At 37.7% G+C, this 23,670-nt stretch carries 16 protein-coding genes and 3 tRNA genes; 12 read left to right on the top strand and 7 right to left on the bottom strand.

Annotated features, from left to right (window positions below; all coding sequences use genetic code 11):
• The first annotated feature begins 269 nt into the window (after window positions 1–269).
• The 7 genes from IEX65_RS22725 (at window position 270) to IEX65_RS22695 (ending at window position 6,883) form a co-directional block, all read left to right on the top strand.
• Window positions 270–352, top strand: a tRNA-Tyr gene (locus IEX65_RS22725).
• 23 nt (window positions 353–375) lie between these two features.
• Window positions 376–448: transfer RNA gene (locus tag IEX65_RS22720), tRNA-Gly, on the top strand.
• An 80-nt stretch (window positions 449–528) separates the two neighbouring features.
• Window positions 529–600, top strand: a tRNA-Thr gene (locus IEX65_RS22715).
• A 127-nt stretch (window positions 601–727) separates the two neighbouring features.
• Window positions 728–1,915: an elongation factor Tu gene (gene tuf / locus IEX65_RS22710; RefSeq protein WP_188769679.1), complete on the top strand. Its 1,188-nt coding sequence runs from the start codon at window positions 728–730 to the stop codon at window positions 1,913–1,915.
• A 132-nt stretch (window positions 1,916–2,047) separates the two neighbouring features.
• Window positions 2,048–3,025, top strand: coding sequence for a LamG domain-containing protein (locus IEX65_RS22705; RefSeq protein ID WP_188769677.1), 978 nt, complete (start codon window positions 2,048–2,050; stop codon window positions 3,023–3,025).
• A 115-nt stretch (window positions 3,026–3,140) separates the two neighbouring features.
• A complete protein-coding gene (locus tag IEX65_RS22700; protein WP_188769675.1) occupies window positions 3,141–5,645 on the top strand; it encodes a YfhO family protein in 2,505 nt (834 codons plus the stop codon).
• Between the two features lie 23 nt (window positions 5,646–5,668).
• Window positions 5,669–6,883, top strand: coding sequence for a TCR/Tet family MFS transporter (locus tag IEX65_RS22695; RefSeq protein ID WP_188769674.1), 1,215 nt, complete (start codon window positions 5,669–5,671; stop codon window positions 6,881–6,883).
• A gap of 39 nt (window positions 6,884–6,922) precedes the next feature.
• Here IEX65_RS22695 and IEX65_RS22690 read toward each other — a convergent pair whose 3' ends face one another.
• The gene (locus IEX65_RS22690; protein ID WP_188769673.1) at window positions 6,923–7,588 is read right to left on the bottom strand and encodes a CBS domain-containing protein; all 666 of its coding nucleotides are present in this window, start codon (window positions 7,586–7,588) and stop codon (window positions 6,923–6,925) included.
• Between the two features lie 35 nt (window positions 7,589–7,623).
• Window positions 7,624–8,397, bottom strand: coding sequence for an alpha/beta fold hydrolase (locus IEX65_RS22685; RefSeq protein WP_188769672.1), 774 nt, complete (start codon window positions 8,395–8,397; stop codon window positions 7,624–7,626).
• 210 nt (window positions 8,398–8,607) lie between these two features.
• Between IEX65_RS22685 and IEX65_RS22680 the strand changes: the two genes are divergently transcribed.
• Together IEX65_RS22680 and IEX65_RS22675 are read left to right on the top strand one after the other, a co-directional pair.
• Window positions 8,608–9,840: an NAD(P)/FAD-dependent oxidoreductase gene (locus IEX65_RS22680; protein ID WP_188769671.1), complete on the top strand. Its 1,233-nt coding sequence runs from the start codon at window positions 8,608–8,610 to the stop codon at window positions 9,838–9,840.
• A gap of 90 nt (window positions 9,841–9,930) precedes the next feature.
• Window positions 9,931–10,773, top strand: coding sequence for a 1,4-dihydroxy-2-naphthoyl-CoA synthase (locus IEX65_RS22675; protein WP_188769670.1), 843 nt, complete (start codon window positions 9,931–9,933; stop codon window positions 10,771–10,773).
• Between the two features lie 169 nt (window positions 10,774–10,942).
• On the opposite strand, the gene IEX65_RS22670 is transcribed toward IEX65_RS22675, so the two are convergent.
• Window positions 10,943–11,839, bottom strand: a complete 897-nt coding sequence (locus IEX65_RS22670; RefSeq protein ID WP_188769668.1) for a LytTR family transcriptional regulator DNA-binding domain-containing protein — start codon at window positions 11,837–11,839, stop codon at window positions 10,943–10,945.
• Between the two features lie 161 nt (window positions 11,840–12,000).
• Entirely contained in the window at window positions 12,001–14,868 is a 2,868-nt protein-coding gene (locus IEX65_RS22665; protein WP_188769666.1) for a T9SS type B sorting domain-containing protein, read from the bottom strand.
• 255 nt (window positions 14,869–15,123) lie between these two features.
• Here IEX65_RS22665 and IEX65_RS22660 point away from each other — a divergent pair, with 255 nt between their 5' ends.
• Genes IEX65_RS22660 through IEX65_RS22650 form a run of 3 tightly spaced genes read left to right on the top strand, consistent with a single transcriptional unit; the run spans window position 15,124 to window position 18,735 of the window.
• Window positions 15,124–15,903 carry a succinate dehydrogenase cytochrome b subunit gene (locus IEX65_RS22660; protein ID WP_188769664.1) on the top strand — a complete coding sequence of 260 codons (780 nt, stop codon included), beginning with the start codon at window positions 15,124–15,126 and terminating at the stop codon, window positions 15,901–15,903.
• 43 nt (window positions 15,904–15,946) lie between these two features.
• Entirely contained in the window at window positions 15,947–17,932 is a 1,986-nt protein-coding gene (locus IEX65_RS22655) for a fumarate reductase/succinate dehydrogenase flavoprotein subunit (protein WP_188769661.1), read from the top strand.
• Window positions 17,933–17,991: 59 nt separating this feature from the next.
• On the top strand, window positions 17,992–18,735 hold the full coding sequence (locus tag IEX65_RS22650; protein WP_229250855.1) for a succinate dehydrogenase/fumarate reductase iron-sulfur subunit: 744 nt from the start codon (window positions 17,992–17,994) through the stop codon (window positions 18,733–18,735).
• A 138-nt stretch (window positions 18,736–18,873) separates the two neighbouring features.
• On the opposite strand, the gene dnaN is transcribed toward IEX65_RS22650, so the two are convergent.
• From dnaN to crtID, 3 genes are all read right to left on the bottom strand, one after another.
• Complete coding sequence (gene dnaN / locus IEX65_RS22645) at window positions 18,874–19,998, bottom strand: DNA polymerase III subunit beta (protein ID WP_188769657.1); 1,125 nt, start codon at window positions 19,996–19,998, stop codon at window positions 18,874–18,876.
• A 294-nt stretch (window positions 19,999–20,292) separates the two neighbouring features.
• Window positions 20,293–21,129, bottom strand: a complete 837-nt coding sequence (locus IEX65_RS22640; RefSeq protein ID WP_188769655.1) for a phytoene/squalene synthase family protein — start codon at window positions 21,127–21,129, stop codon at window positions 20,293–20,295.
• Window positions 21,130–21,309: 180 nt separating this feature from the next.
• Entirely contained in the window at window positions 21,310–22,779 is a 1,470-nt protein-coding gene (crtID, locus tag IEX65_RS22635) for a bifunctional phytoene desaturase/3,4-desaturase (RefSeq protein WP_188769653.1), read from the bottom strand.
• Between the last annotated feature and the right edge of the window lie 891 nt (window positions 22,780–23,670).

Genomic DNA, 23,670 nt, shown 5'->3' with positions numbered 1-23,670 from the left:
AAAGTACCTTTTTTGCTACCGTTTGCTAAGTTTTTTGATAAAAAACCTATAAAAACATAATATTTACTCATACGTAAACATCTGAAACTCAGAAAGTTGGCACGTTGAACATGGTAGAGTAGATATGAGGTGAAAAATATTATTTGAAAAAAAATGAAAAAAAAAGTGGCTAACTATTTGACAAAATAAAAAAAGGATATAATTTTGCACTCCAATTCAGCGACAAAGTAAACAACGAAGTTTCTGAAAAGGGTATAGAAATAGTAAAAGGGGGTGTACCAGAGTGGCCAAATGGGGCAGACTGTAAATCTGCTAGCTTACGCTTACGGTGGTTCGAATCCATCCGCCCCCACTCTTTAATTTAATGAATTTCAAGCGGGAGTAGCTCATTTGGTAGAGCGATAGCCTTCCAAGCTATAGGTGGCGGGTTCGAGACCCGTCTCCCGCTCTTAGTAAGTAAACAGTTAACAATTGACAGTTGTTAATCTTCGATTGATTGCTGTTTTGCTCGTAGCTGCTCACTGAAAAGCCTTTGTAGCTCAGTGGTAGAGCACTTCCTTGGTAAGGAAGAGGTCGGCAGTTCAATCCTGCTCAAAGGCTCTTTTCTTTCTTATTCATAATAAGGAGACTTCCTAAACGATGAAACTTAAAGCTTTAAGTTTCATATTTATATTAGCATTAGTTTAAATTAAGTATATAAGAACAATAATAATAGACTTTATCAATCATGGCAAAAGAGAATTTTGACCGTAGTAAGCCTCACGTAAATATCGGTACCATCGGTCACGTTGACCACGGTAAGACTACTTTGACGGCTGCCATCACGAAAGTACTTGCAGAAAAAGGTTTGGCAGAGAAAAGAGATTTCTCGTCAATCGATAATGCTCCTGAAGAAAAAGAGCGTGGTATTACTATCAATACAGCTCACGTAGAATATGCAACAGCCAACCGTCACTATGCACACGTTGACTGTCCTGGTCACGCTGACTACGTTAAGAACATGGTAACTGGTGCTGCTCAAATGGACGGTGCTATTCTTGTAGTTGCTGCAACTGACGGTCCGATGCCACAAACTCGTGAGCACATCCTTTTGGCTCGCCAAGTAGGTGTACCTCAATTAGTTGTATTCATGAATAAAGTGGATATGGTTGATGACCCAGAGTTATTAGAGTTAGTAGAAATGGAAATCCGTGAATTATTGTCATTCTATAAATATGATGGCGATAATATCCCAGTAATTCAAGGTTCAGCTCTTGGTGGCTTGAACGGCGAGCCTACTTGGGTTGCGAAAATAGATGAGTTAATGGAAGCTGTGGATACATTTATTCCACTTCCTCCACGTGCAACTGACAAACCATTCTTGATGCCAGTTGAAGACGTATTCTCAATCACAGGTCGTGGAACAGTTGCTACTGGTCGTATCGAAACAGGTGTAATCAACTCTTCTGAGCCAGTTGAAATCTTAGGTATGGGTGCTGAAAACTTGAAATCAGTTGTAACTGGTGTTGAGATGTTCCGTAAAATCCTTGATCGTGGAGAAGCTGGTGATAACGTAGGTTTATTGCTTCGTGGTATTGAGAAATCAGATATCAAACGTGGTATGGTTATTTGTAAGCCAGGTTCAGTAAAACCACACGCTCACTTCAAAGCTGAGGTTTACGTATTGAGCAAAGAAGAAGGTGGACGTCACACTCCATTCTTTAACAAATACCGTCCTCAATTCTACTTCCGTACAACTGACGTAACAGGAGAAATCACGTTACCAGCAGGAGTAGAGATGGTAATGCCAGGTGATAACATCACTATTGAAGTTAAATTAATCAGTGCAATTGCTATGGATAAAGGTCTTCGTTTTGCGATTCGTGAAGGTGGACGTACTGTAGGTGCTGGTCAAGTAACAGAAATCATCGCTTAATCTTTTTTAAGCTGAAAATATAAAAGAGCATTCTCGAAAGAGAATGCTCTTTTTGTTTTTAGAGAAAAATGATACTTTTGTTGGTTGGACAATTATATAAGCCTCAATTTAGTAAATACTGCTGACACATATATGAAAATTACACTACTATCTTTACTTACAACTTTATTGATTAGTTTTTACGACGTATTTGCCCAAGTTCCAAGTTATGTACCATCAGATGGATTAGTTGGATACTGGGGTTTTAATAACAACACAAATGATGAAAGTGGCAATGCTAATCACGGTACTCCTCAGAATATTACTCTGACAACTGATAGATTCTCTAATCCCAATAGTGCTTACCAATTTAATGGTTCGAATAGCAGAATTGATATTGATAATTCCATTTTTAATGTTGCTTGGAATGCGTTTACTATTTCTTGTTGGACATATTCAACAAGTTTTTTAAATCCTAATAATTATAATGATAGTCAGGTAGTTTTTAATACTTCACCGCATAATGGAATTGCCATTACTATGTATGGTAGTAATAATCCGTTTTATAATAATTGGGATAATAAGTATGTTTTTTTGGCAGGAGCAATGCCTAATCAGAGAAGTTGGGATATTGTATTTTTGAATGGTAATTCTAATTCAAATCGGACAATAAATACTTGGAATCATTTGGTATTGGTAAAAGAAGGGAATAATTATAGGTTTTACATAAATGGAGTTTTGGATAAGTCTGTTACCGGTAGCACTATTGCTAATTCATATTTGTGTAAAATTGTAATTGGAGGGCTTTCTGCTGATATTCCAGCAGAGGTATTTTTAGGAAAATTAGATGATTACGGTATCTGGAATCGTGCTTTGACACAGACTGAAATTACTAATTTGTATAATTCAAGCTCGTGTCTAAGCCAAATATCATTGACAAGTCCTTCGGACGATTATTTGGAAGGAAGCTATTTAAAAAGAGCATCCGCACAAAATGGAAAAATAGTTGCAACAAATAAAGTAGGGGGAACTGCACAATTAATACTTAATGCTAAGTCAATAGAATTAAACTCTGGTTTTATGGCAAATAGTGGTACAAAATTTATTGCTGAAATAGGAGGCTGTAATTAAGTGTATCAGATAGTTTAATTAATAAAAAATAAGTCTATAATGTATTTGTCTTATGTTAGGTTTTACAAATACTTGATATTTTTGTAGATTGAGGATTTTAACTATTTATATTATTATGAGTAAGAAAAAGAAAAGTCATGAAAAGTTGACTAATCCAATAAACGAGACAGCGATTAGTAATGATGAGAGAGTTTCAGCCTCTTCTCAAGTGTTTTTATTTGATAAAATTTCATCAAATAGACTTCTTATATTATTCGCAGGAATTATTGCTTTAATGCTTATTTGGATTTATAGAGGTTTTCTTTTTGGGAGATATGCGTACATGTTTAAGGATATAGGTAGTGACTCATATAATCTTATATACCCTCAGTTTTATCATCATGCAAGTTATTTAGAAAAGTTTGGCGATATGCCTAAATGGTCATTTCAACAAGGATTAGGACAAAATGTTCATCCATTTTGGTTTGACCCGATTAGTTCACTCCTTTTTTTGATATTCAAAACAGATAGTGCGTCCGTGATGATTTGGATGCAAGTAATATATATGTTTTTGGCGGGTATATTTTTTTGTTTATACCTAAAAAGTTTATCTATTAAAAACTATCCTGCGATAATAGGTGGAATTCTTTACACTTTTTGTGGATACGTAATTATTGGCGGAACATGGACTGTTGATAAGTTTCCATTGGAAGTATTACACGTTGCTTTATTACTCTATGGGGTTGAACAAGCTTCATTGAAAAATAGGTGGTTTATACTTCCTCTCGGAATAGCATTGGTAGGTATTCACCAACCTTTTGATTTATATCTATATGGCCTTCTGTTGATTGTTTATATTGTTGTTAGGCATGCCGAAAAAGGAGATTTAAAAAGTGTAAGTTTCATAAAGTTTATTCTTATACTATTAGGATTAGGTGTGTTAGGGGTAGGGATTAGTTCATTTCAATCATGGAGTAACCTACAACAAATGATTGATAGTCCACGTGTTAGTGGAGATTACTCTTATGGAGATAAACTAAAACAGATTCCTATTTTGAGTTTAGCGAATTGGAATGAGTATTCAACCGTATTACTCAGAATGTTTTCAAGTGATATTTTGGGTGATGGTAAATCTTATAGTGGTTGGCAAAATTATATGGAAGCCCCAATTTTCTATTGTGGGCTGTTGAGTTTAATCTTAACTCCGTTATTTTTTACTCAACTCGAAAAAAAACAACAAATTATTTATGGAGCTTTAACAGCTTTGGTTTTGATAATTATATTTTTTCCCTTCTTTCGCTATGCATTTTGGTTATTTACAGGTGATTATTATAGAACTATTTCACTTTTTATAGCTTGTTTATTGATATTTTATAGTACAAGAGCCTTCAATTATATTTATGAGACTGGTAAAATAAATCTTATTGTTTTGGCTACAACAATTGTTATACTTTTAGTAGCTGTTAATATGGTTGTTTCGGATGGACAAAGAATTGATAAAAGTATTAAAAGTGCTATAAATATTTTTTTAGTATTGTATGGAGGAGTGCTATTAATGGTTAAAAGTAGCAACTTTAGGAAAGTTGCATTTGTACTTTTAGGATTTTTAGTTATTGTTGAAATATTATTTTTTACTACGGGTTCAATAAAAAGACGAGATGCTTATACTAAGCAGGAACTTTTAGATACTTCATCTGGCTTTAAAGATGCAACTATTGATGCAGTAGAATACTTGAAAAAGAATGATTCTAACTTCTATCGCATCGAAAAGAATTACTCTTCAGGTACAGCAATCCATGGAAGTGTAAATGATGCCAAAATACAAGGTTATTTTGGTACACGTTCTTATCACTCTTTTAATCAATTAAATTATGTTCGTTTTTTAGAAAGTGTAAAACTCATCAGGAAGAATGATGAAAATGGGAGTAGATGGTTGTATGGGGTTATTGCTTCTCCATTGATTCAAAGAGTGTGTGGAGTCAAATACTTTTTAACCAAAGATATAAACGCCTCATATTTAAAGAATGCAAATCAAGATTCAATAACAACACTAAGAGATGTAAAAATTTTTAAAGTTAAAGATACTTTTCCACTTGGTGTAACTTTTGATAGTTATATATCTGAAGCAAACTTTGATAAACTTGATTCTGTTAGCCGACAAGCTATACTATTACAAACAGTTGCTGTTACTTCGGATTTTCAGGCCAAATTAAAAGGTTTTAAACAGGTGACGTCTGCAAATATCCCTGATATGGGAATTACTTTCGAGGTACTAAAGAGCTGGATAGATAAAGCTAAACGAGACACACTCCAAATCACAGAGTTTAAACCTAACCTTATTAAAGGAAACATTAATTTAGATGCTTCAAAGGTGCTGTTTTTAGCTATTCCGCATGACAAAGGTTGGTCGGCGATGGTAGATGGAAAAGAAGCAACCATTGAAAAAGTTGATGCTGGGTTAATGGGGATTCTCTTAGAAAAGGGTAATCATAAAGTAGAGTTGGCATTTGAGCCTCCGTATGTAAAAGAAGGAACTTACGTTTCTATAATCTCTATTTTGCTTTGGGGGGCTGGGATAGTATTTTTTAGCCGTCGTAAGAAAAAAGTTATAGAGACTATTGAAGAAGAGAAAGAAATTTAAACTGAACTAATAAAAATAAAAAAATGTCCGAAAAACGTAACGCTGCTACAATATTTATATTTATTACAATACTTCTGGATGCAATCGGCTTTGGAATCATTATTCCCGTAATGCCATCGTTGATTTCGGAACTGGCTCATACCGATGTGAGTGGTGCGGCTCGTTATGGAGGTTTTTTGTTTGCTGCTTATTCTGTGACGCAGTTTGTCTGCTCGCCAATTGTGGGCGGTCTGAGCGACCAATTTGGAAGAAGACCCGTTCTCTTGGCATCGCTCTTTGGCTTTGGTCTTGATTATTTACTTTTGATTTTTGCACCAACTATTGGCTGGCTTTTTGTCGGCCGTTTGATTGCTGGTATAATGGGAGCGAGTTTTACAACCGCTGCAGCCTACATGGCAGATATCAGCACACCCGAAAAAAGAGCTCAAAATTTTGGTATGATTGGAGCGGCTTTTGGCTTAGGTTTTATTGTAGGGCCAATTATAGGTGGTTTGGCGAGTGATTTCGGTACAAGAGTGCCATTTATGGTATCTGGTGTACTGACGTTAATCAACTGGCTTTATGGTTTTTTTATTTTACCAGAATCATTGAAACTCGAAAACAGACGTAAATTCGATTGGAAAAGAGCAAATCCTGTCGGAGCTTTGATAAACCTTCGCCGTTTCCCGATGTTGATTGGCTTAGTGGCTGCTTTGTTTTTGGTTTATATCGCCAACTTTTCTACTCAAGGTACATGGTCTTATTTTGTTAAAGAAAGATTCAATTGGACGAATAAAGAAATTGGATGGTCGTTGACATTTATCGGAGTAATGATTGCCTTGGTGCAAGGCGGCCTTACCCGCATAGCAATTCCAAAACTGGGTACAAAAAATGCTATTTATATAGGTTTTATGTTTACAATTATTTGTTCGGTTGCTTATTCATTTGCCAATCAAGGCTGGATGATGTATGCCATTATGGTTCCGTTTTCTTTAGGTGGTTTGGCGGGGCCTGCCATGCAGGGTATTATTTCTACGCAAGTACCAGCCAATGAACAAGGAGAATTGCAAGGTTCACTGACGAGCTTAAATAGTGTAGCGGCCATCATTGGGCCAATTTTGATGACTACGCTTTTTTATAAATTTACAGAAAAAGGGGCTGCTATTTATTTTCCAGGAGCTCCTTTTATGGCGGCAGCAGTACTCAGCTTGATAAGCTTATTGCTGATAGTCAGAACTTTAAAGAAGAACGCACATTAAATTCAAAAGCCGTAAAACAGAAGTTTTACGGCTTTTATTTTACACACTTAAATATTTCATGAGCATATTGTAGCGTTCTTGCTCGATGCTCTCAATTGGTTCGTGAGCGTAGCTGGCTTCAACTGTATAACCGAAGCGTTCAAGCGTAGCCACGACTGATGTAATACTTTCTCGATTAATTTTTAAAGTTAAACTTGCAGAATCGTTGCTCAAATAAGTATTTCCCGTAAAATAACTACTTAAAATTTTAGCATTATCAGACTCTACTAAACGGCTGATTTCGGCTAATGAATAATCTCGGTTTTTGATAGAAATCACCAAAACTGCCCCAGGCTCTTGGCTTCCAAGAAGCTCACCAAATTTGGTATAAACTTCTGATGCTGTGATGATTCCAACAAAGTTTTCTTCTTCATCAACAATACCAATTACCTGTAAATGGTACTTTGAAATTAATCCCAATGACTCATAAATATGCTGATAATCAAACAAAGATATTTCCGAAAACTGCAACATCACATCGGAGAGCTGCATATCTTCGTCATAATCCATCAGAATATCTTCACTGACGATACCTGCGTATTTTCCTGCATCAACAACAACTAACTGCCCGATGCGGTTTTCTTCCATCCAATTTAAAGCATTGCCTACTGTATCAGAGGGCTTTAAGATTGGCAAATCGTGGTTAATAATTTCAGCAATCGTCATTGAGAATGAAAGTCAAAAGGTTTAATAGTTAAACACTACGCAGCCACTTCTGTTTGAATTTTATCAAGAAAGTTTTCGAGATAGACATTAAATTCAGCAGGGCGTTCCATCATCGGAGCGTGGCAGCATTTATCAATGAAATATAATTCCGAATTTTTAATAAGGCGATTAAACTCAAAACCTACGTGCGGAGGCGTAATGGTATCATTCAAACCCCAAATCAAGCAAGTTTTAACATGAATATTCTGAATATCTTTCGACATGTTGTGTCGTTGAGCCGATTTTGCAATCTGTACGATATTCATACATTTCGGAATGCTTGATGTAATCTCGAAGCATTCATCAATCAATTCTTTCGTTGCCGTATTTGGGTCATAGAAAGTATAGGCAACTCTTTCTTTGATATATTCGTAACTTCCACGTTTTGGGAATGAACCGCCCATTGTATTCTCAAATAAGCCCGAACTTCCTGTCAGAATCAAAGCTTTTATGTTTTCTTGGTGAGCTAAGGTATAAAGCAAACCAACATGTCCGCCAAGTGAGTTTCCTAAAATAATAATATCGTCGAGTTGTTTGTAAGCCACAAAACGCTCAATAAATGCCTGCAAACCTTCCAAACTTGCTTCACGCATCGGCATATCGTAGATGGGCATTACAGGAATAACAATTCTACAACGGTGTTTAAAACCTTCGATTACATCATCAAAATTGCTCAATGCTCCGAAAAGTCCGTGTAGAATCAATAATGTATCACCTTGACCTTCGTCAATGTACTTGAACTCGCCTTCTTGTTTTACTTCGTAATTCATTCGATAAATAAAAAAAACTGATTGCTGTTTATTTATGTTGTACTAAAAGATTAAATATTGCAAAGCCCTGATATTAGGATGAATTATTGAAAATTCATTAATTGTACCGCAAAGCTTGGTATATTTGTGCTTATTAAAGACAAAATAGGGCTTTTAAATCGAATTTTCAAAACTTTTAATTCAAAAACGTCAAACCTTCAATAAAAGTTTATGAATGACTTTTCAACAGTAATCATTGGTGGTGGTATTTCGGGACTTACTTGTGCAAAGTACCTTAACGAAAAAGGATATAGTTTTATGCTTTTAGAAGGCTCTGATGCTTTGGGCGGACGTGTTCGCACTGATAAAGTAGATGGTTTTCTGCTCGACCGTGGTTTTCAGATTTTATTGACAAATTATCCAGAAGCCAAGAAAATACTCAATTATAATAACCTCGACCTAAAATATTTTGGTTCGGGAGCAATGATAAAAGCCGAAAAGGGTTTCATGAAAATGGAAAATCCTTTCCGCAATAAAATGGCGTATCTGACAATGGCGTTTTCGTCGGTTGGCTCGTTGAGTGATAAACTAAAAATTAGAAAATTTGCTAACGAATTGGCCGAAATTCCCGACGATGAATTTTTCCAAATGGAAGCCACCGATACGCTCACTTTTCTGAGAAATTATGGATGGAGCGAGAAGATGATTAATAATTTCTTCAAGCCATTTTACGGAGGAGTTTTTCTTGAAAACGATTTGGTGACATCAAGCAATTTCTTCCAGTTTACATTTAAGCAATTTTTCAAAGGTGATGCCGCTATTCCTGCCGATGGCATGCAGGCAATTCCCGAACAAATTGCCGAAATGCTACCAAGAAATAGTATTCGCAAAAATGCTCGTGTGAAAGGTTTTGAAGGAAATCAAATCTTTCTGGATGGGGGAGCAGTAATCACAGCCGACCGAATTGTGGTAGCCACCGACCCAAAAACAAGCGATAAATTGCTGGGCGAAACCAACGAACGCACTTACAACATAACTACTTGTACGTATTTTTCGGCTGAATCTTCGCCATTAAAAGGTGAAAAGTTTATTGCACTCAACCCAAATCGTCGAGGAGCAGTGCATAATGTGTGTGTGCCAAGCGATATTTCTTCTCATTACGGGAATGCGGGAAAATCTTTGATTTCGGTAAGTACTCAAGGTTTAGAAAAATTGGATGAAAGAAACTTAACGAATAGAATCAAACGAGAATTATTCGATTGGTTTGGAGCTTCGGTCAATGTTTGGAAACATTTGAAAACCTATCATATTCCTGAATCTTTGGTGCAATACCGTGCAGGAAGTGAACGCCAAAATTCTAAACTCGGAGATAATCTTTATCGCTGTGGAGATTATCTGGCGTATCCATCGCTCAATGCCGCCATGCAAACAGGCCGAGAAGTTGCTCAGATGATAATGGAGTAATAAAATATAGTCCATGGTCGATAGTCGACTGTCCACAGAAATTTTTAGCCATTTTAATTTTTCACTATAAATTCTACATTAATTAAAAATATGCTAAGTTCAGAATGGCAAACTGCCAAAGAATACAAAGATTTAACTTATAAAAAGCGTAATGGCGTGGCAAGAATTGCCTTTAATCGTCCAGAAGTACGCAATGCTTTTCGTCCGAAAACAGTTTTTGAACTTATTGATGCTTTTGAAGATGCTCGCAACGATGCTTCTATTGGGGTAGTATTACTTTCGGCCGAAGGCCCCGCACCAAAAGATGGTGTTTGGGCATTTTGTAGCGGTGGCGACCAACGTGCCAGAGGCAAAGATGGCTATAAAGACGAAAGAGGAGTTGGGCGTTTGAATATTTTGGAAGTTCAGCGTCAGATTCGCTTCATGACAAAGCCCGTAATTGCCGTTGTGCCTGGTTGGGCAGTTGGTGGCGGACATAGCCTTCACGTAGTTTGTGATATGACGATTGCGAGCAAAGAACACGCTATTTTCAAACAAACTGATGCAAACGTAGCCAGTTATGACGCTGGGTATGGTTCGGCATATTTGGCTCGCCAAGTAGGGCAGAAGCGTGCAAGAGAGATTTTCTTTTTGGGCAGAAATTATTCGGCACAAGAAGCATTCGACATGGGAATGGTCAATGCCGTTGTACCGCACGATGAATTAGAAGAAACGGCTTATCAATGGGCTCAAGAGATTTTGGAGAAGAGTCCGATGGCAATCAGAATGTTGAAATATGCTTTCAATATGATTGATGATGGTTTGGTTGGACAACAAATTTTTGCAGGAGAGGCCACTCGTTTGGGCTATATGACCGACGAAGCTCGTGAAGGACGTGACGCTTTCTTAGAAAAACGCAAGCCAGATTATGACCAATTTCCGAAGTATTCGTAATTTGGGATTGGTGACTTGTTATTAGTTACTGGTTATCGGTAGAAAATATATAGAAAAAGCCGCAACTTGAATCAATCAAACTGCGGCTTTTTATTATGTAAATAGTAGTAAAGATTTGATTACAAGTGAATAACCAATAACAAGTATCTAATAACCAATCAACCAAATACTACTGTCCAATTTGCTCCAATTTTTTGTGGAATTTCCATGAAACAGGAATCTCGTGTTTCGTGCGTGCAATACGTAAACGATATCCACGAGCATTACCTTCTACTTTATGAATGCCACGCATATTGATTACGTAGTTGCGGTGCAAACGCACAAATTGTGGGTGTGCTGCCAATTCTTTTTCTACTTGTGCGAGTGGTGTCTGAATGGTTGTTTTTTCAACGCCCATTAGGCTTTGCCAATAGAAATCTGTCGAATCCTTTGAGGTTTCGGCATAAATCAGTTGGTTTGGAATCAAACTCAATTTTTGACCACTTTCACCAAAAACCATTACAGGAAATAATTGTTTGCTGGCTGGCGGATTGATTGATTCTAAGCTACTATTGATGTTTTCGGCAGTTGTAGAAAACTTATTATGAAACAAATTTTGCTGAATAAAAGTAATAAGCGTAATCGGAATGATTGCAATGGCTACTGCTTTCAGGATATCAACAAACGTAAAAGCTGTAATACTGAAATAATTGCTATATGCCATTATCAAAGTACCTACAATCAAGATAGTAATTGTAAGATGCACAACCTGACGAGCGACTGTCCATTGTTGGTCATTATAAAAATTTGAAAGAATCATTGGCAAAACAAATTTTGCTACCAACATTCCCACAAAAGCTACTACTCCAAAGCCAATCAAATAAAGTGTTTTAGAACTATTTACAAATTCTGAAATGCCGAAAGGCTGTACGCCAACCGCAACAATCGCCACAAACAAACCAACTAAAAGAGAGATAATGAAGCCTCTAAACGAACTGATAGATGTGGCCATTGGCTTCTTAAATGCTGCAATAAATGTTCCTATAAGTTGGCTAATACTGCCAAAAAAGCTACGTAAAATATTCATTTGTAATATTAATAAGGTTTTCGTTAGACCCAGTTTCGGTGTTTTTGGTTGAATACTCAAAAACTATACCAATAATCGGGGTGCAAAGATAGTACTTTTACAATTGAAAATTATCATCAATGTTCAATCAAATAGCTTTCTCTTTGCTGATAATCAACCTTTTATTTAATTAACTCAACCCAGCCTTTGATAGTAGTAGGTACTTCGTCGGCTTTATCTAAACGCTGAATCACCACTTGCGATACATAAAAATACGTTCCCGATGGCAGGTCGGCACCAGTACTTGTCTTACCATCCCAACTAAGCGTATTGCCACTCGACTCATAAACTTTTACTCCGTATCGGTTATAAATTTCAATAGAGATAGTTTTGATAAATGCCGAGCAAGTCATTGGGGTAAAGGTATCGTTCTTGCCGTCGCCATTAGGAGTTAGTACGTTTGGTAGCTCTACAATCGGGCAATTATCCTTACAAATGATATTACTTGGAGCACTTTCAATGTTTAAACGATTCACGGCTGTGATATAGTAACAACCTGCAAAACCATCTTGTATTGGTTTTGTGTGTGTAAATGAAGTTTCTGGGGCAGTTACTGATGCCAAAAACTTAGGTTGTTCGTCTTTGTAGCGAGCATAGTAAATGTTGTATTTCAGAATATCAACCCTACATACTATACCACCAGCACTTTGTGGCGTTCGCCAGCTAAATTTGTTTGAAATACTGCTTGCTTCACAAATAGCCTTTCGGTCGAGGTTCTGACAGTTAATTTCTTCTGAACTAAACGTTGGCGGACAAGGCGGTGTATTATCAATCGGTGTGCCACATGCCACTTGCGATAAGTTATTGAGCAAGCCCAGTTGTGGTAAACGAGCGTAAGCACCAACCGTTTCTACTTTGTAGCAATACGAAGTGTCAACTTTCATCTGAATTGTAGTTGTACCATCGTCAGGAAATCTATCTACGCCATCATCAAGGTAGGTATAAGTGTTTACTGCACCAACTGATACTTCGGCAATGATATTAAATGTGCCAGGTCTTGTGCGAGACTCTCGGTAAACACGGTGTTTGCGGTTATCGTTGCTCCATGGCACATTAGCTTGCCAGTTGATTCTGACTTTCTGAGCATCAGAGGTTGCTACTAATCTTACACTACTTGCTACTTGGCTTTCGGCCAGAACTTTGTCATTTTCGTACAAAAACGCTACTTTATAGGTATAGCCGTTTTGTAATGTATTTAAACCGCCATCAACAAAAACAGTATCAGCAACCCCTTTCCTAACTTTGGTTGAAATACTTGTTACGAGCTGGAATGTCCCGCCATTGATACCTGTTGCACGGTAAAGTTTATATTGATAAGGTCCTTTATATTCGGTTGAGTCAAAACCCAACGGACGAGTCCATTTTACACTTATTCTACCAGTTTGAGTATCTGTACTTTCAATGCTTACATTGGTAAGCACAGGAGCTCTTTGTGGCAATTCGCTACCTACACAAGCTTCGTTTGAGGGAACACTCGGAATAGAAACAAAATCAGAAGAAGCCAAACTCGCTACAAGACTATAACTATAGATTTTCCCATTTTGAGTTTTAGTATCGAGGAAGAAAGTGTCTTTTACCGAAATACGAGCAACTTCTACAAAACCTAAAGATGTAGGAAGACCAACCTCACATTGTGCGGGAATATAGTTTGAACACCCTTCTTTTCGATAAACAATCATTTCGGCATTAGAAATGCTGCAATCGGGGTATTGTTGCCAACGGAGTTCTACGCCACGTTCGGTGTTTTTGGCTGATAAACCTTTTGGTCGAGGTGGAATAACCTTGATTTTTACGGTTTTAATATCAGTCAGCTGAACGGCAAACCTTCCCGGAAAATCTTCTACCTTAAATAATACATCGTAGGCTTGCCCTCGTACGTGCTTGCAGTTGGTTTCCCAAGTAAATGTGCCTTCGGCAGGGCTTTTTTGTGTTAGATTAAACGGAATAAATTTCGCTTCTAAAGGTGCAACAAAACTGGCAGCTCCACCCGAAGCATCACGGTTATAAACCCCACTATTGGTTGTTATCTTTACATTATTATTATCACCATCAATGGCAGATACTTTAAATTCTACCTTTTGCCCTGCTTCCACACATATTTGGTTCGGAACGGTCAGAAGGGGTCGTTTGTTAGGTGTTTCTACCACAATAATCTGCATATCTCGGGTAATTTCTCCGATTTTAGAATACTGTCCATTAGCACCCTTTCGCCATTCTTCTATAATGAATGCCACATTTATCTGATACTGCGGGGTAGTCCACTTCCCGGGTGCATTCCAAATCAAATCGCCTGTTACTGAATTAATACTAAATGTTGATGCCCCCGAGCCATCTTCTGTAAGCAAATTTGTTCCAAGCGTAGATGGGTCTTTATAACCTGCAATAAATTCACCCGCTCCTGAGCCTTCACCAAAATCTCGCTTCGGAATCGTTAGTCGATACGCCAAACTATCACCATCAGCATCAAAAGCACCTGGATTATGAATAAATTTCTTGCCAACCCCCGCTGTGTCAATCGGAATATTGAGAAGTACTGGTGTATTATTCAAACCTAAGGCACCATTCACAACTATTGTAGTTTCGACAAAAAAACTAATTTCGTCGGTTCGCCCTGGTAAGTTTACGGTATTCACATTTCGGTTCGAAATGGCACACGTAATCGTGTATCTTCCTTGTGCTGGAAACGTAAACGTCGTATCATAGACGTTACACATTGTCGAAGCATTGATGAGTGTTTTCTTCTTGCGTTTGACGGTGTAGAGTGGTACACCCGTAACACCAAAGTAGAAGTTGACCGTATTTTGCCCTTCGTTGGCAGTTACACCATTTATTTGGTCAGTATATGTGGTTAACGTAACTCTGTAAGTAAGACTTGTATTCGAGATTCTCTTTGCCGTGATTTCTCCTGCTCGAATATGGGTTGCCCTCGCATTAGAAATTGCTAAAAGACCGATGATAAACGAAAAAAGTATAAATTTCAATGCTTTCATAGACAATTGATATAGGATTTACATAAACATAAACGAAAAATACGTAATCCTTGTGTTAATATTCAATAGTTTTTTTGAAAACAATTTTACAAAACAAAATGTTGGATTTTTGTAACGATAATAAATTATCAAAAAAGTGAAAAGTTTTATTGATTCTAATCTATTTGTGGCTTACTTTTGGGCGTTGAAAGTAATTGTACTTTTCAAAGGAATGTAAAATTCGTCAATTGTCCATTAAAATTATCAGATAAGGCTATGTCTTGGCTCACAAAAACGTTAACAAGTTCAATTGGAAAGAAAGTCTTGATGTCACTTACAGGGCTATTTCTTTGTACTTTTCTATTAGTACACCTCATAGGAAACCTACAACTTTTCAAACACGATGGTGGTTATGCTTTCAATAAGTATGCTGTTTTCATGACCACTTTTCCGCTTATCAAAGTTGTTTCTTATGTAAACTACGCTTTGATTTTGTTCCATGCTTTTTGGGGACTTTACCTCGAATTTCAAAATCGTAAGGCTCGTCCAGTTCGTTATGCAGTTGTTAAAAACTCATCGACATTCTCAAGCCGCAACATGGCGATTCTTGGTACAATCCTATTAGTTTACATCGTTGTTCACATGGGAGATTTTTGGTACAAATTCCATAATGAGCCACTTCCGTATGTACAATATACGGAAAACGTAATAACTGGTGAAGTGGTAACTCAGAAAATGCCAGAAACTTACACTCAAGAAGTGAAAATGGTTGAAATGACCAACGAAGCGGCAGGGACTCACACAATTGTTGTGAAAGACCTATACGAGCAAGTAGGTATTTCGTTCCAAAATCCATTGTTGGTAATTTTCTACATCTTAGGTATGGTTGCTGTTGGATACCACTTGTATCACGGATTCCAAAGTGCATTCCAAACTTTGGGCTGGAATCACCCTAAATACACACCACTTGTGAAGTTTCTTGGTACTTGGATTTTTGCGATTGCTATCCCACTTGGATTTGCCGCAATGCCAATCTACTTCTTTTTGCAGCATTAATAATGGGTAATTGATTATAACAGAACTAATTGATAGAAATAAAATGTCAGATAAATTAATCTCCAAGACACCTGAAGGACCTCTTTCAGAAAAATGGACAAAATATCGTTCGACTGTACCATTAGTTAACCCTGCCAACAAGCGTAACCTCGAAATTATCGTTGTTGGAACAGGTTTGGCAGGTGCATCAGCCGCTGCTACTTTGGCCGAAATGGGCTATGCTGTAAAAGCATTTTGTTTTCAAGATTCTCCTCGTCGTGCTCACTCAATTGCAGCACAAGGGGGTATCAATGCCGCTAAAAACTATCAAAACGATGGTGACTCAACTTACCGTTTGTTCTACGATACAATTAAAGGTGGTGATTACCGTGCGAGAGAGTCAAACGTACACCGTTTGGCCGAAAACTCTGCTAATATCATTGACCAATGTGTGGCTCAAGGTGTACCATTTGCTCGTGATTATGGCGGTATGTTGAAAAACCGTTCGTTCGGTGGTACGCAAGTAAAACGTACGTTCTACGCTGCTGGACAAACTGGCCAACAATTACTCTTAGGTGCTTATTCGGCACTTGAGCGTCAAGTAGGTCTTGGAAATGTAAAAATGTATTCACGTCACGAAATGCTTGAAGTTGTAATGATTGATGGCAAAGCACGTGGTATCATTGCAAGAAATTTAGTTACTGGCGAAACAGAACGCCATTTCGGACACGCTGTATTGCTTTGTACGGGTGGATACGGAAACGTATTCTATCTTTCAACCAATGCAATGGGTTCAAACGTAACGGCAATCTGGAAAGCTCACCGTCAAGGTGCATTCTTCGGAAACCCGTGTTTTACGCAGATTCACCCAACTTGTATTCCTGTATCGGGCGACCACCAATCGAAACTTACTTTGATGTCAGAATCATTGCGTAACGATGGTCGTATTTGGGTTCCTAAGAAAAAAGATGACCCAAGAGCCGCTAACGATATTCCGGAAGACGAGCGTGATTATTATTTGGAAAGACGTTATCCTGCATTTGGTAACCTCGTTCCTCGTGATATTGCTTCTCGTGCAGCTAAGGAGCGTTGCGATGCTGGCTACGGTGTAGGTGCAACCAAACAAGCGGTTTACTTAGACTTTAGGTCAAATCTCATCAATAAATATGGTCGTGCAGAGGCATCGAAATTGGGTATCGAAAACCCAACTATTGAGCAGCTCGTAGCATTAGGTAAAGAAGTAGTGAAGGAAGAATACGGTAACTTGTTTGATATGTACAAACAAATCACTGGCGAAGACCCTTACGAAGTACCAATGCGTATTTACCCAGCAGTACACTATACAATGGGTGGCTTGTGGGTAGATTACAACTTAATGACTACAATTCCAGGACTTTATGCTTTGGGCGAAGCAAACTTCTCTGACCACGGTGCAAACCGTCTTGGAGCTTCGGCTTTGATGCAAGGTCTTTCAGATGGATACTTCGTTATTCCTTATACAATTGGTGCATATCTTTCTGGCGAAATCAAAACTAAGTCGATTCCAACCGACCACCCAGCGTTTGTTGAAGCAGAAAAAAGTGTGAAAGATAGAATCAACAAGTTGTTGAGCATCAAAGGAACACAATCTCCTGAATCTTTCCACAAACGTCTCGGTAAGATTATGTGGGAGAAATGTGGAATGGCTCGTAACGAAAAAGGCTTGAAAGAAGCTATCTCTGAAATCCAAGCATTGAAAAAAGAATTCTGGTCTGATGTTAGAATTTTGGGCGATGCCGATGGTTTCAACCCAGAACTCGACAAAGCTGGTCGTGTAGCCGATTTTATTGAATTAGGCGAATTAATGTGCGTTGATGCCCTTTCTCGTAATGAGTCTTGTGGAGGTCACTTCCGTGAAGAATACCAAGAAGATGGTGGCGAAGCCAAACGTGATGACGAAAACTTTATGTTCGTATCGGCTTGGGAATTCAAAGGCGAATCTCAATGGGAATTGAACAAAGAACCATTGGTTTACGAAAACATCAAGATTGCACAAAGAAATTATAAATAACCCCCAGCCCCTAAAGGGGGGCTTTATAAAACTCCGATAAGAATATGTCGCATGGTAATATGACAATAAATCTCAAAGTTTGGAGACAAAAAAACAGTAGAACTGCTGGGAATCTCGAAACTTATGAAGTGAAAGGCGTTTCAGAAGATATGTCTTTCTTAGAAATGTTCGATGTTTTAAACGAACAACTCGTTTCTGAAGGCAAAGAACCAATCGCTTTCGACCATGACTGCCGTGAGGGTATTTGTGGTATGTGTAGCATGTATATCAATGGCCGTCCGCATGGCCCATTGCAAGGTGTAACAACTTGTCAGCTACACATGCGTAGCTTCAAAGATGGCGATACTATCGTAGTTGAGCCTTGGAGAGCTACAGCATTCCCAGTTATCAAAGACTTAGTAGTTGACCGTTCTGCCTTCGACCGCATCATTGCATCGGGTGGTTTCGTATCGGTAAATACAGGTAATGCACAAGACGGAAACTCGATTCCAGTTCCGAAAAACGAAGCTGATAAAGCATTCTCGGCTGCGGCTTGTATTGGTTGTGGAGCGTGTGTGGCTGCTTGTAAAAATGCTTCAGCAATGCTTTTTGTTTCGGCAAAAGTTTCTCAATTGGCTCTCCTTCCACAAGGACAAGCTGAGCGTCAAGACCGTGCATTAAACATGGTTGCTCAGATGGACACCGAAGGATTTGGTAGTTGTACAAACACTGGTGCTTGTGCAGCAGAATGTCCAAAAGAAATCTCATTGGAGAATATCGCTCGCTTAAACCGTGAATATCTCGGAGCAAGTTTGACGAAATAAGAGATTCTTAGAGTCTTGAATACAAAAATGCCTGTTTCTGAAAGAGACAGGCATTTTTTGTTGAATATAATTGATAGTTTGAAACTATTTATTCATTCTATTATTCCGAACGGGCGGCGAACCGCTTCAAAATTATTTTTACGCATAAGTATTCAACATCACTGGCATAACGAGCATCAAAGTATCTTCATTCTCTGTTTTTTCAACAGGAATAATCAAACCAGCACGATTTGGCTGCGACATCTCCAACGAAATGTTTTTCACGCTCAAGTTATTCAACATTTCAATCAAAAACTTCGCATTGAAACCGATTTCCATTTCTTCGCCATCATACTCGCACGAAAGTTTTTCAGTTGCTTCGTTTGAATAATCTAAATCTTCTGCCGAAATCACCAGTTCATTTTGCGAGATTTTCAAACGAATCTGATGCGTAGTTTTATTTGAGTAAATTGAGATACGTTTCAAAGTACTCAACAACTCAGTGCGTTCGATGCGTAATTTATTCGGATTATTTTGTGGAATCACATTTTCGTAATCAGGGAAACGCTCATCAATCAATCGGCAAATCATTTTGATGTGTCCAAAGCTAAAGAACGCATTTGAGTTACTAAACTCAGCTTTCACCGGCATCATTTCAGCTGGAAGCGATGATTTTAATAAATTCAAGGCTTTACGAGGCAAAATCATCGTAGTGCTATTTGGTGAAGTTACATCTTCACGGCGGTAGCGAATCAAACGATGACCATCAGTAGCTACAAATGTGGTTGAGCTTTCAGAAACTTGTACGAAAACCCCAGTCATAGCAGGGCGTAAATCATCAGTGCTTGTCGCAAAAATCGTATTTGCAATGGCCGAAGCAAGCGTATCAGAATCCATTTCAATGCTGAATGTACGATTTACCTGCGGAACTCTCGGAAAATCCATCGGATTTTCTCCTGCCAATTTATAACGTCCATTAGCCGTTACTAATTCTGTTCCAAAAGTTTCTTCGTCAATATTTATCTGTACAGGTTGCTCAGGCAAGCTGCGTAAAGTATCGAGTAATAAACGTGCTGGCACAGCAAACGAGCCACTGTCACGAGATTCTACTTCAAATTCGGTAATCATAACCGTTTGCATATCAGATGCCGTAACAGTTAGATTGCTCTTATCTAATTGAAACAAAAAGTTTTCGAGAATCGGAACAATCGGATTGCTGGCAATCACACCGTTGATTGTCGAAAGGTGCTTTAGTAATGTAGATGATGAAATAACAAATTTCATGGGTTTTATCAGTTTTTTCTATTTATATCTCTATTTAAGTAATCTGAAAATTATAATCGACTAATTAGCAAACAGCTATATAACTTTCTTATTATGAACGCTTACTGTGTACTTATCGACTATTGGCCGTGGACTACTTCTATACCTATTCACGAAAATTATGCCAAATTTTTCGGCACAGAATAAGTCAGCAAAAGTAGTAAAAATTATAATTAACCCAAAGAAAAAAGGCTACTGGTTTCCCAATAGCCTAATAATTATGATGAAGGTCGAATTGCGACTTAGTTATGTATCTTAAAGTACATTCAAACTACTTTGTACTAAGGTTTTTGCGAGTAGAGCAAACTTTATTCTGTCAGGTACTCTGATGCGTTCGTGCTGAATTCTATTCGCAGCCGTTTGCTTGATTCTTCCAAAAAGTTTTAAATAATAAACATAAGCCAAATACACTCCTTTTCTTGCTCCTTCTGGCAGCCCCATAATTCCTCGGTAGGCATTATCAAAATCTCTCTGAATATCATCTTCAATAATGGCTTTTGCCGAAATATCAAAATTCTCGAAATCAACCCCCGGGAAATAAACTCGGCCACGCTCACTAAAATCGCTTTTCAAATCTCGTAAGAAATTTACTTTCTGAAAAGCGGCTCCTAAACTACGGGCATCGGCTTTCAATTTATCGTATAATGCTTCGTTTCCTTCGCAAAACACTCGTAAACACATCAGACCAACCACTTCCGCCGAACCATATATATATTCATTGTAGCCATCGGCATCGTAAGCAATATTATATAAGTCCATTTCCATGCTGTGCAAAAACGCCTCAATCAAGTCTTGCTCGATATTATATTTTCTGACAACCTTCTGAAACGAATGTAAGACTGGATTCAAACTGATGCCTTCCTCAATGGCAAGATAAGTCTCGGCCTTATAGCGGTCGAGCAAAGTTTTCTTATCGAAGCCATGAAATGTATCTACAATTTCATCAGCGTATCGTACAAATCCATAGATACCAAAAATTGGCTCATGGAATCTCTTGTCAAGTGTCTTAATACCTAACGTAAAGGATGTACTGTAAAGCTCCGTTATGAGTTTACTACAACCAAAAGTTGTTTTTTCATACAAATCCAACATTATATTTCTTTGTTCAAACTGTTAGGAAAATAGATTTAGTAGATTCCGAATAATACTTTACACTCTATTGTAAAATATGATAAATATCATTGCAAAATACCTTCACGAATCAATATACACTAATAAACTAACAAACCCTAAAAGTGTTTACAGTTTATTAATATAATTTTTTCGGAGATATTAGTTATTTTCTTTCATTACTTGTTTAGCTACCACCAAACCCGAAATCAACGAAGGTGGAACCCCAGGCCCAGGCACAGTCAACTGCCCAGTATAATAAAGGTTATTGACTTTCTTGTTTTTCAGACTCGGTTTCAAAAATGCCGTTTGCATCAAAGTATTTGCCAATCCGTAGGCATTTCCTTTATACGAATTATAGTCATTCTTGAAATCATCCACCGCAAAACTTCTCTTATAAACCACATGGTTTCTGATGTCGTGTCCTACGTATGCTTCCAATCTATCCATTACTATATGGTAATACTTTTCTCTGATTGCCTCGTTGTCTTCCAAATCAGGAGCAATCGGAATCAAGATAAACAAATTCTCCGAACCCTCGGGAGCTACACTGTTATCAGTCTTTGAAGGAGCCGACGCATAAAATAAAGGTTTCGATGGCCATTTCGGATTCGTGTAAATCTCGTCGGCGTGTACATTGAAATCTTCATCAAAGAACAAATTATGGTGAGTCAGCTTATCAATCTTACGATTTACTCCTAAATAAAATAGAAGAGAAGAAGGGGCCATCACTTGTTTGTCCCAGTGTTTCTCATCATAATTACGAGTTTTATCGGTCAACAGATTGTTTTCAATATGATGATAATCCGCACCGCCAATCACAACGTCGGCTTCGTATGTTCCTTTTTCCGTAACTACCGTTTTTGCCAACTTTCCTTCTACAACTATTTTCGTTACGGGTTCACTGAGCTTAAACTTCACGCCTTTTTCTTTAGCCAACGCAACCATCCCTTTAATAATCTCATGCATTCCACCCATCGGATACCAAGTACCGAGAGCAATCTCTGCATAATTCATTAAACTATATAGTGCAGGAGTATTCTGTGGCGTAGCACCCAGAAACAAAATCGGAAACTCCATCAGTTGTAGCAAACGCTCATTCTTGAAAAACTTACGAATGTGTTTTCCAAACGAAGCAAACAAATCAAGGCTTATTGCCTTCGATGCCAAACGAATATCAAAAAACTCAGTTATCGAAATACTTGGTTTCCAAACAAACTCTCCGATACCTACATCATATTTATATTTCGATTTTTCCAAGAAATCACGTAGCCTTGCTGCACTACCAACTTCGATACTCTCAAAAAGCTCTTCCAGTTTTTGCATATTAGCAGGCAGCGATATTTCTTCTTCCTTATTAAATATAACCTTATATGAAGGGTCAAGTCTCACCAAATTATAATAGTCCGAAGGTTTCTTTCCAAACTCAGCGAAGTAGCGTTCAAAAATATCGGGCATCCAATACCAGCTCGGCCCCATATCAAACACAAAGCCTTTTTCATTAAAGACCCTTGCCCTTCCACCGGCCATCGAGTTTTTTTCTATAATCGTAACATCGCAGCCTTCATCGGCCAATTTGGTAGCAGCCGATAAACCAGCAAAGCCCGCACCAATAACAATAACCTTCTTCATAAAAAACATTAAACATTTCGTGAAACATACCTAAGCCAATCTCTACCTACTGGCTTGTCATACAATACTATATTATATATATAAGGAAACAACACAGCTACAATAGCCAAACTTACAGAATATAACTCAAACCAATCTAATACATTACAGATAAATAGTAAACACTTATTCATAGCTATACTATATATATGTATAAAGACTTGAAACTACATTATTACATGAATAGAAAATAAAGTTTCTGAATGCTTTCAAAACTGAACTTGTTTAGTTTGAATCCAAAGAAACATATTCCTTTGTTCCCTAAGACACAGAATTAATTCCGTGATGAATAATATTAGCTAAGTTCTATATAGTAGAATAAACAAATGAAAAACCCTGACAAACCTAATTTGTTTGAAATATCTATCATTAAATAATATAGTAGAATAACAATCCAAGTTGTGCAATAGCTATAAATACTCAGGTAATAAGTTTTTAATAGGATAATAAGAAGAACTTGTTGTATCTTTAGTTGAGATAGATTTTATAAGTCGCTGATAATAAGATGGAAAGCGTATGTGTGCAAAAAGTGTTTTTTGGGAGGGTATTGCGAATTAAAAAAGAGTTCGTACCTTTGCACTCCCAAACGACGAGAGTCAGGTGGGAAAAGTAAACAGAACGTTGCGTAGCAAGAGCATGGCAAACTAAGTTGAAAAAAAGTAAAAAAGGATTTGGAAATAAGAAATAAGTTTCAGACCTTTGCACCCCGATTAAGAGAGAAAGAAAGAGGAGTTAGTTGAGAGGGAGGTTGAGAAAATAAAGTTCAGAAATAATTTGTTTTTAGAATTTAGATTTAAGACCTTTGCACCCCGAACGAAATTAAGTTAAAAGAGTAATTAATTTGATAACGTT

The organism is Emticicia aquatilis, assembly GCF_014644295.1.
GTDB lineage: Bacteria > Bacteroidota > Bacteroidia > Cytophagales > Spirosomataceae > Emticicia > Emticicia aquatilis.
Note: the sequence above shows the minus strand (reverse complement) of the source record. Positions and strands in the feature narration are given on the sequence as shown.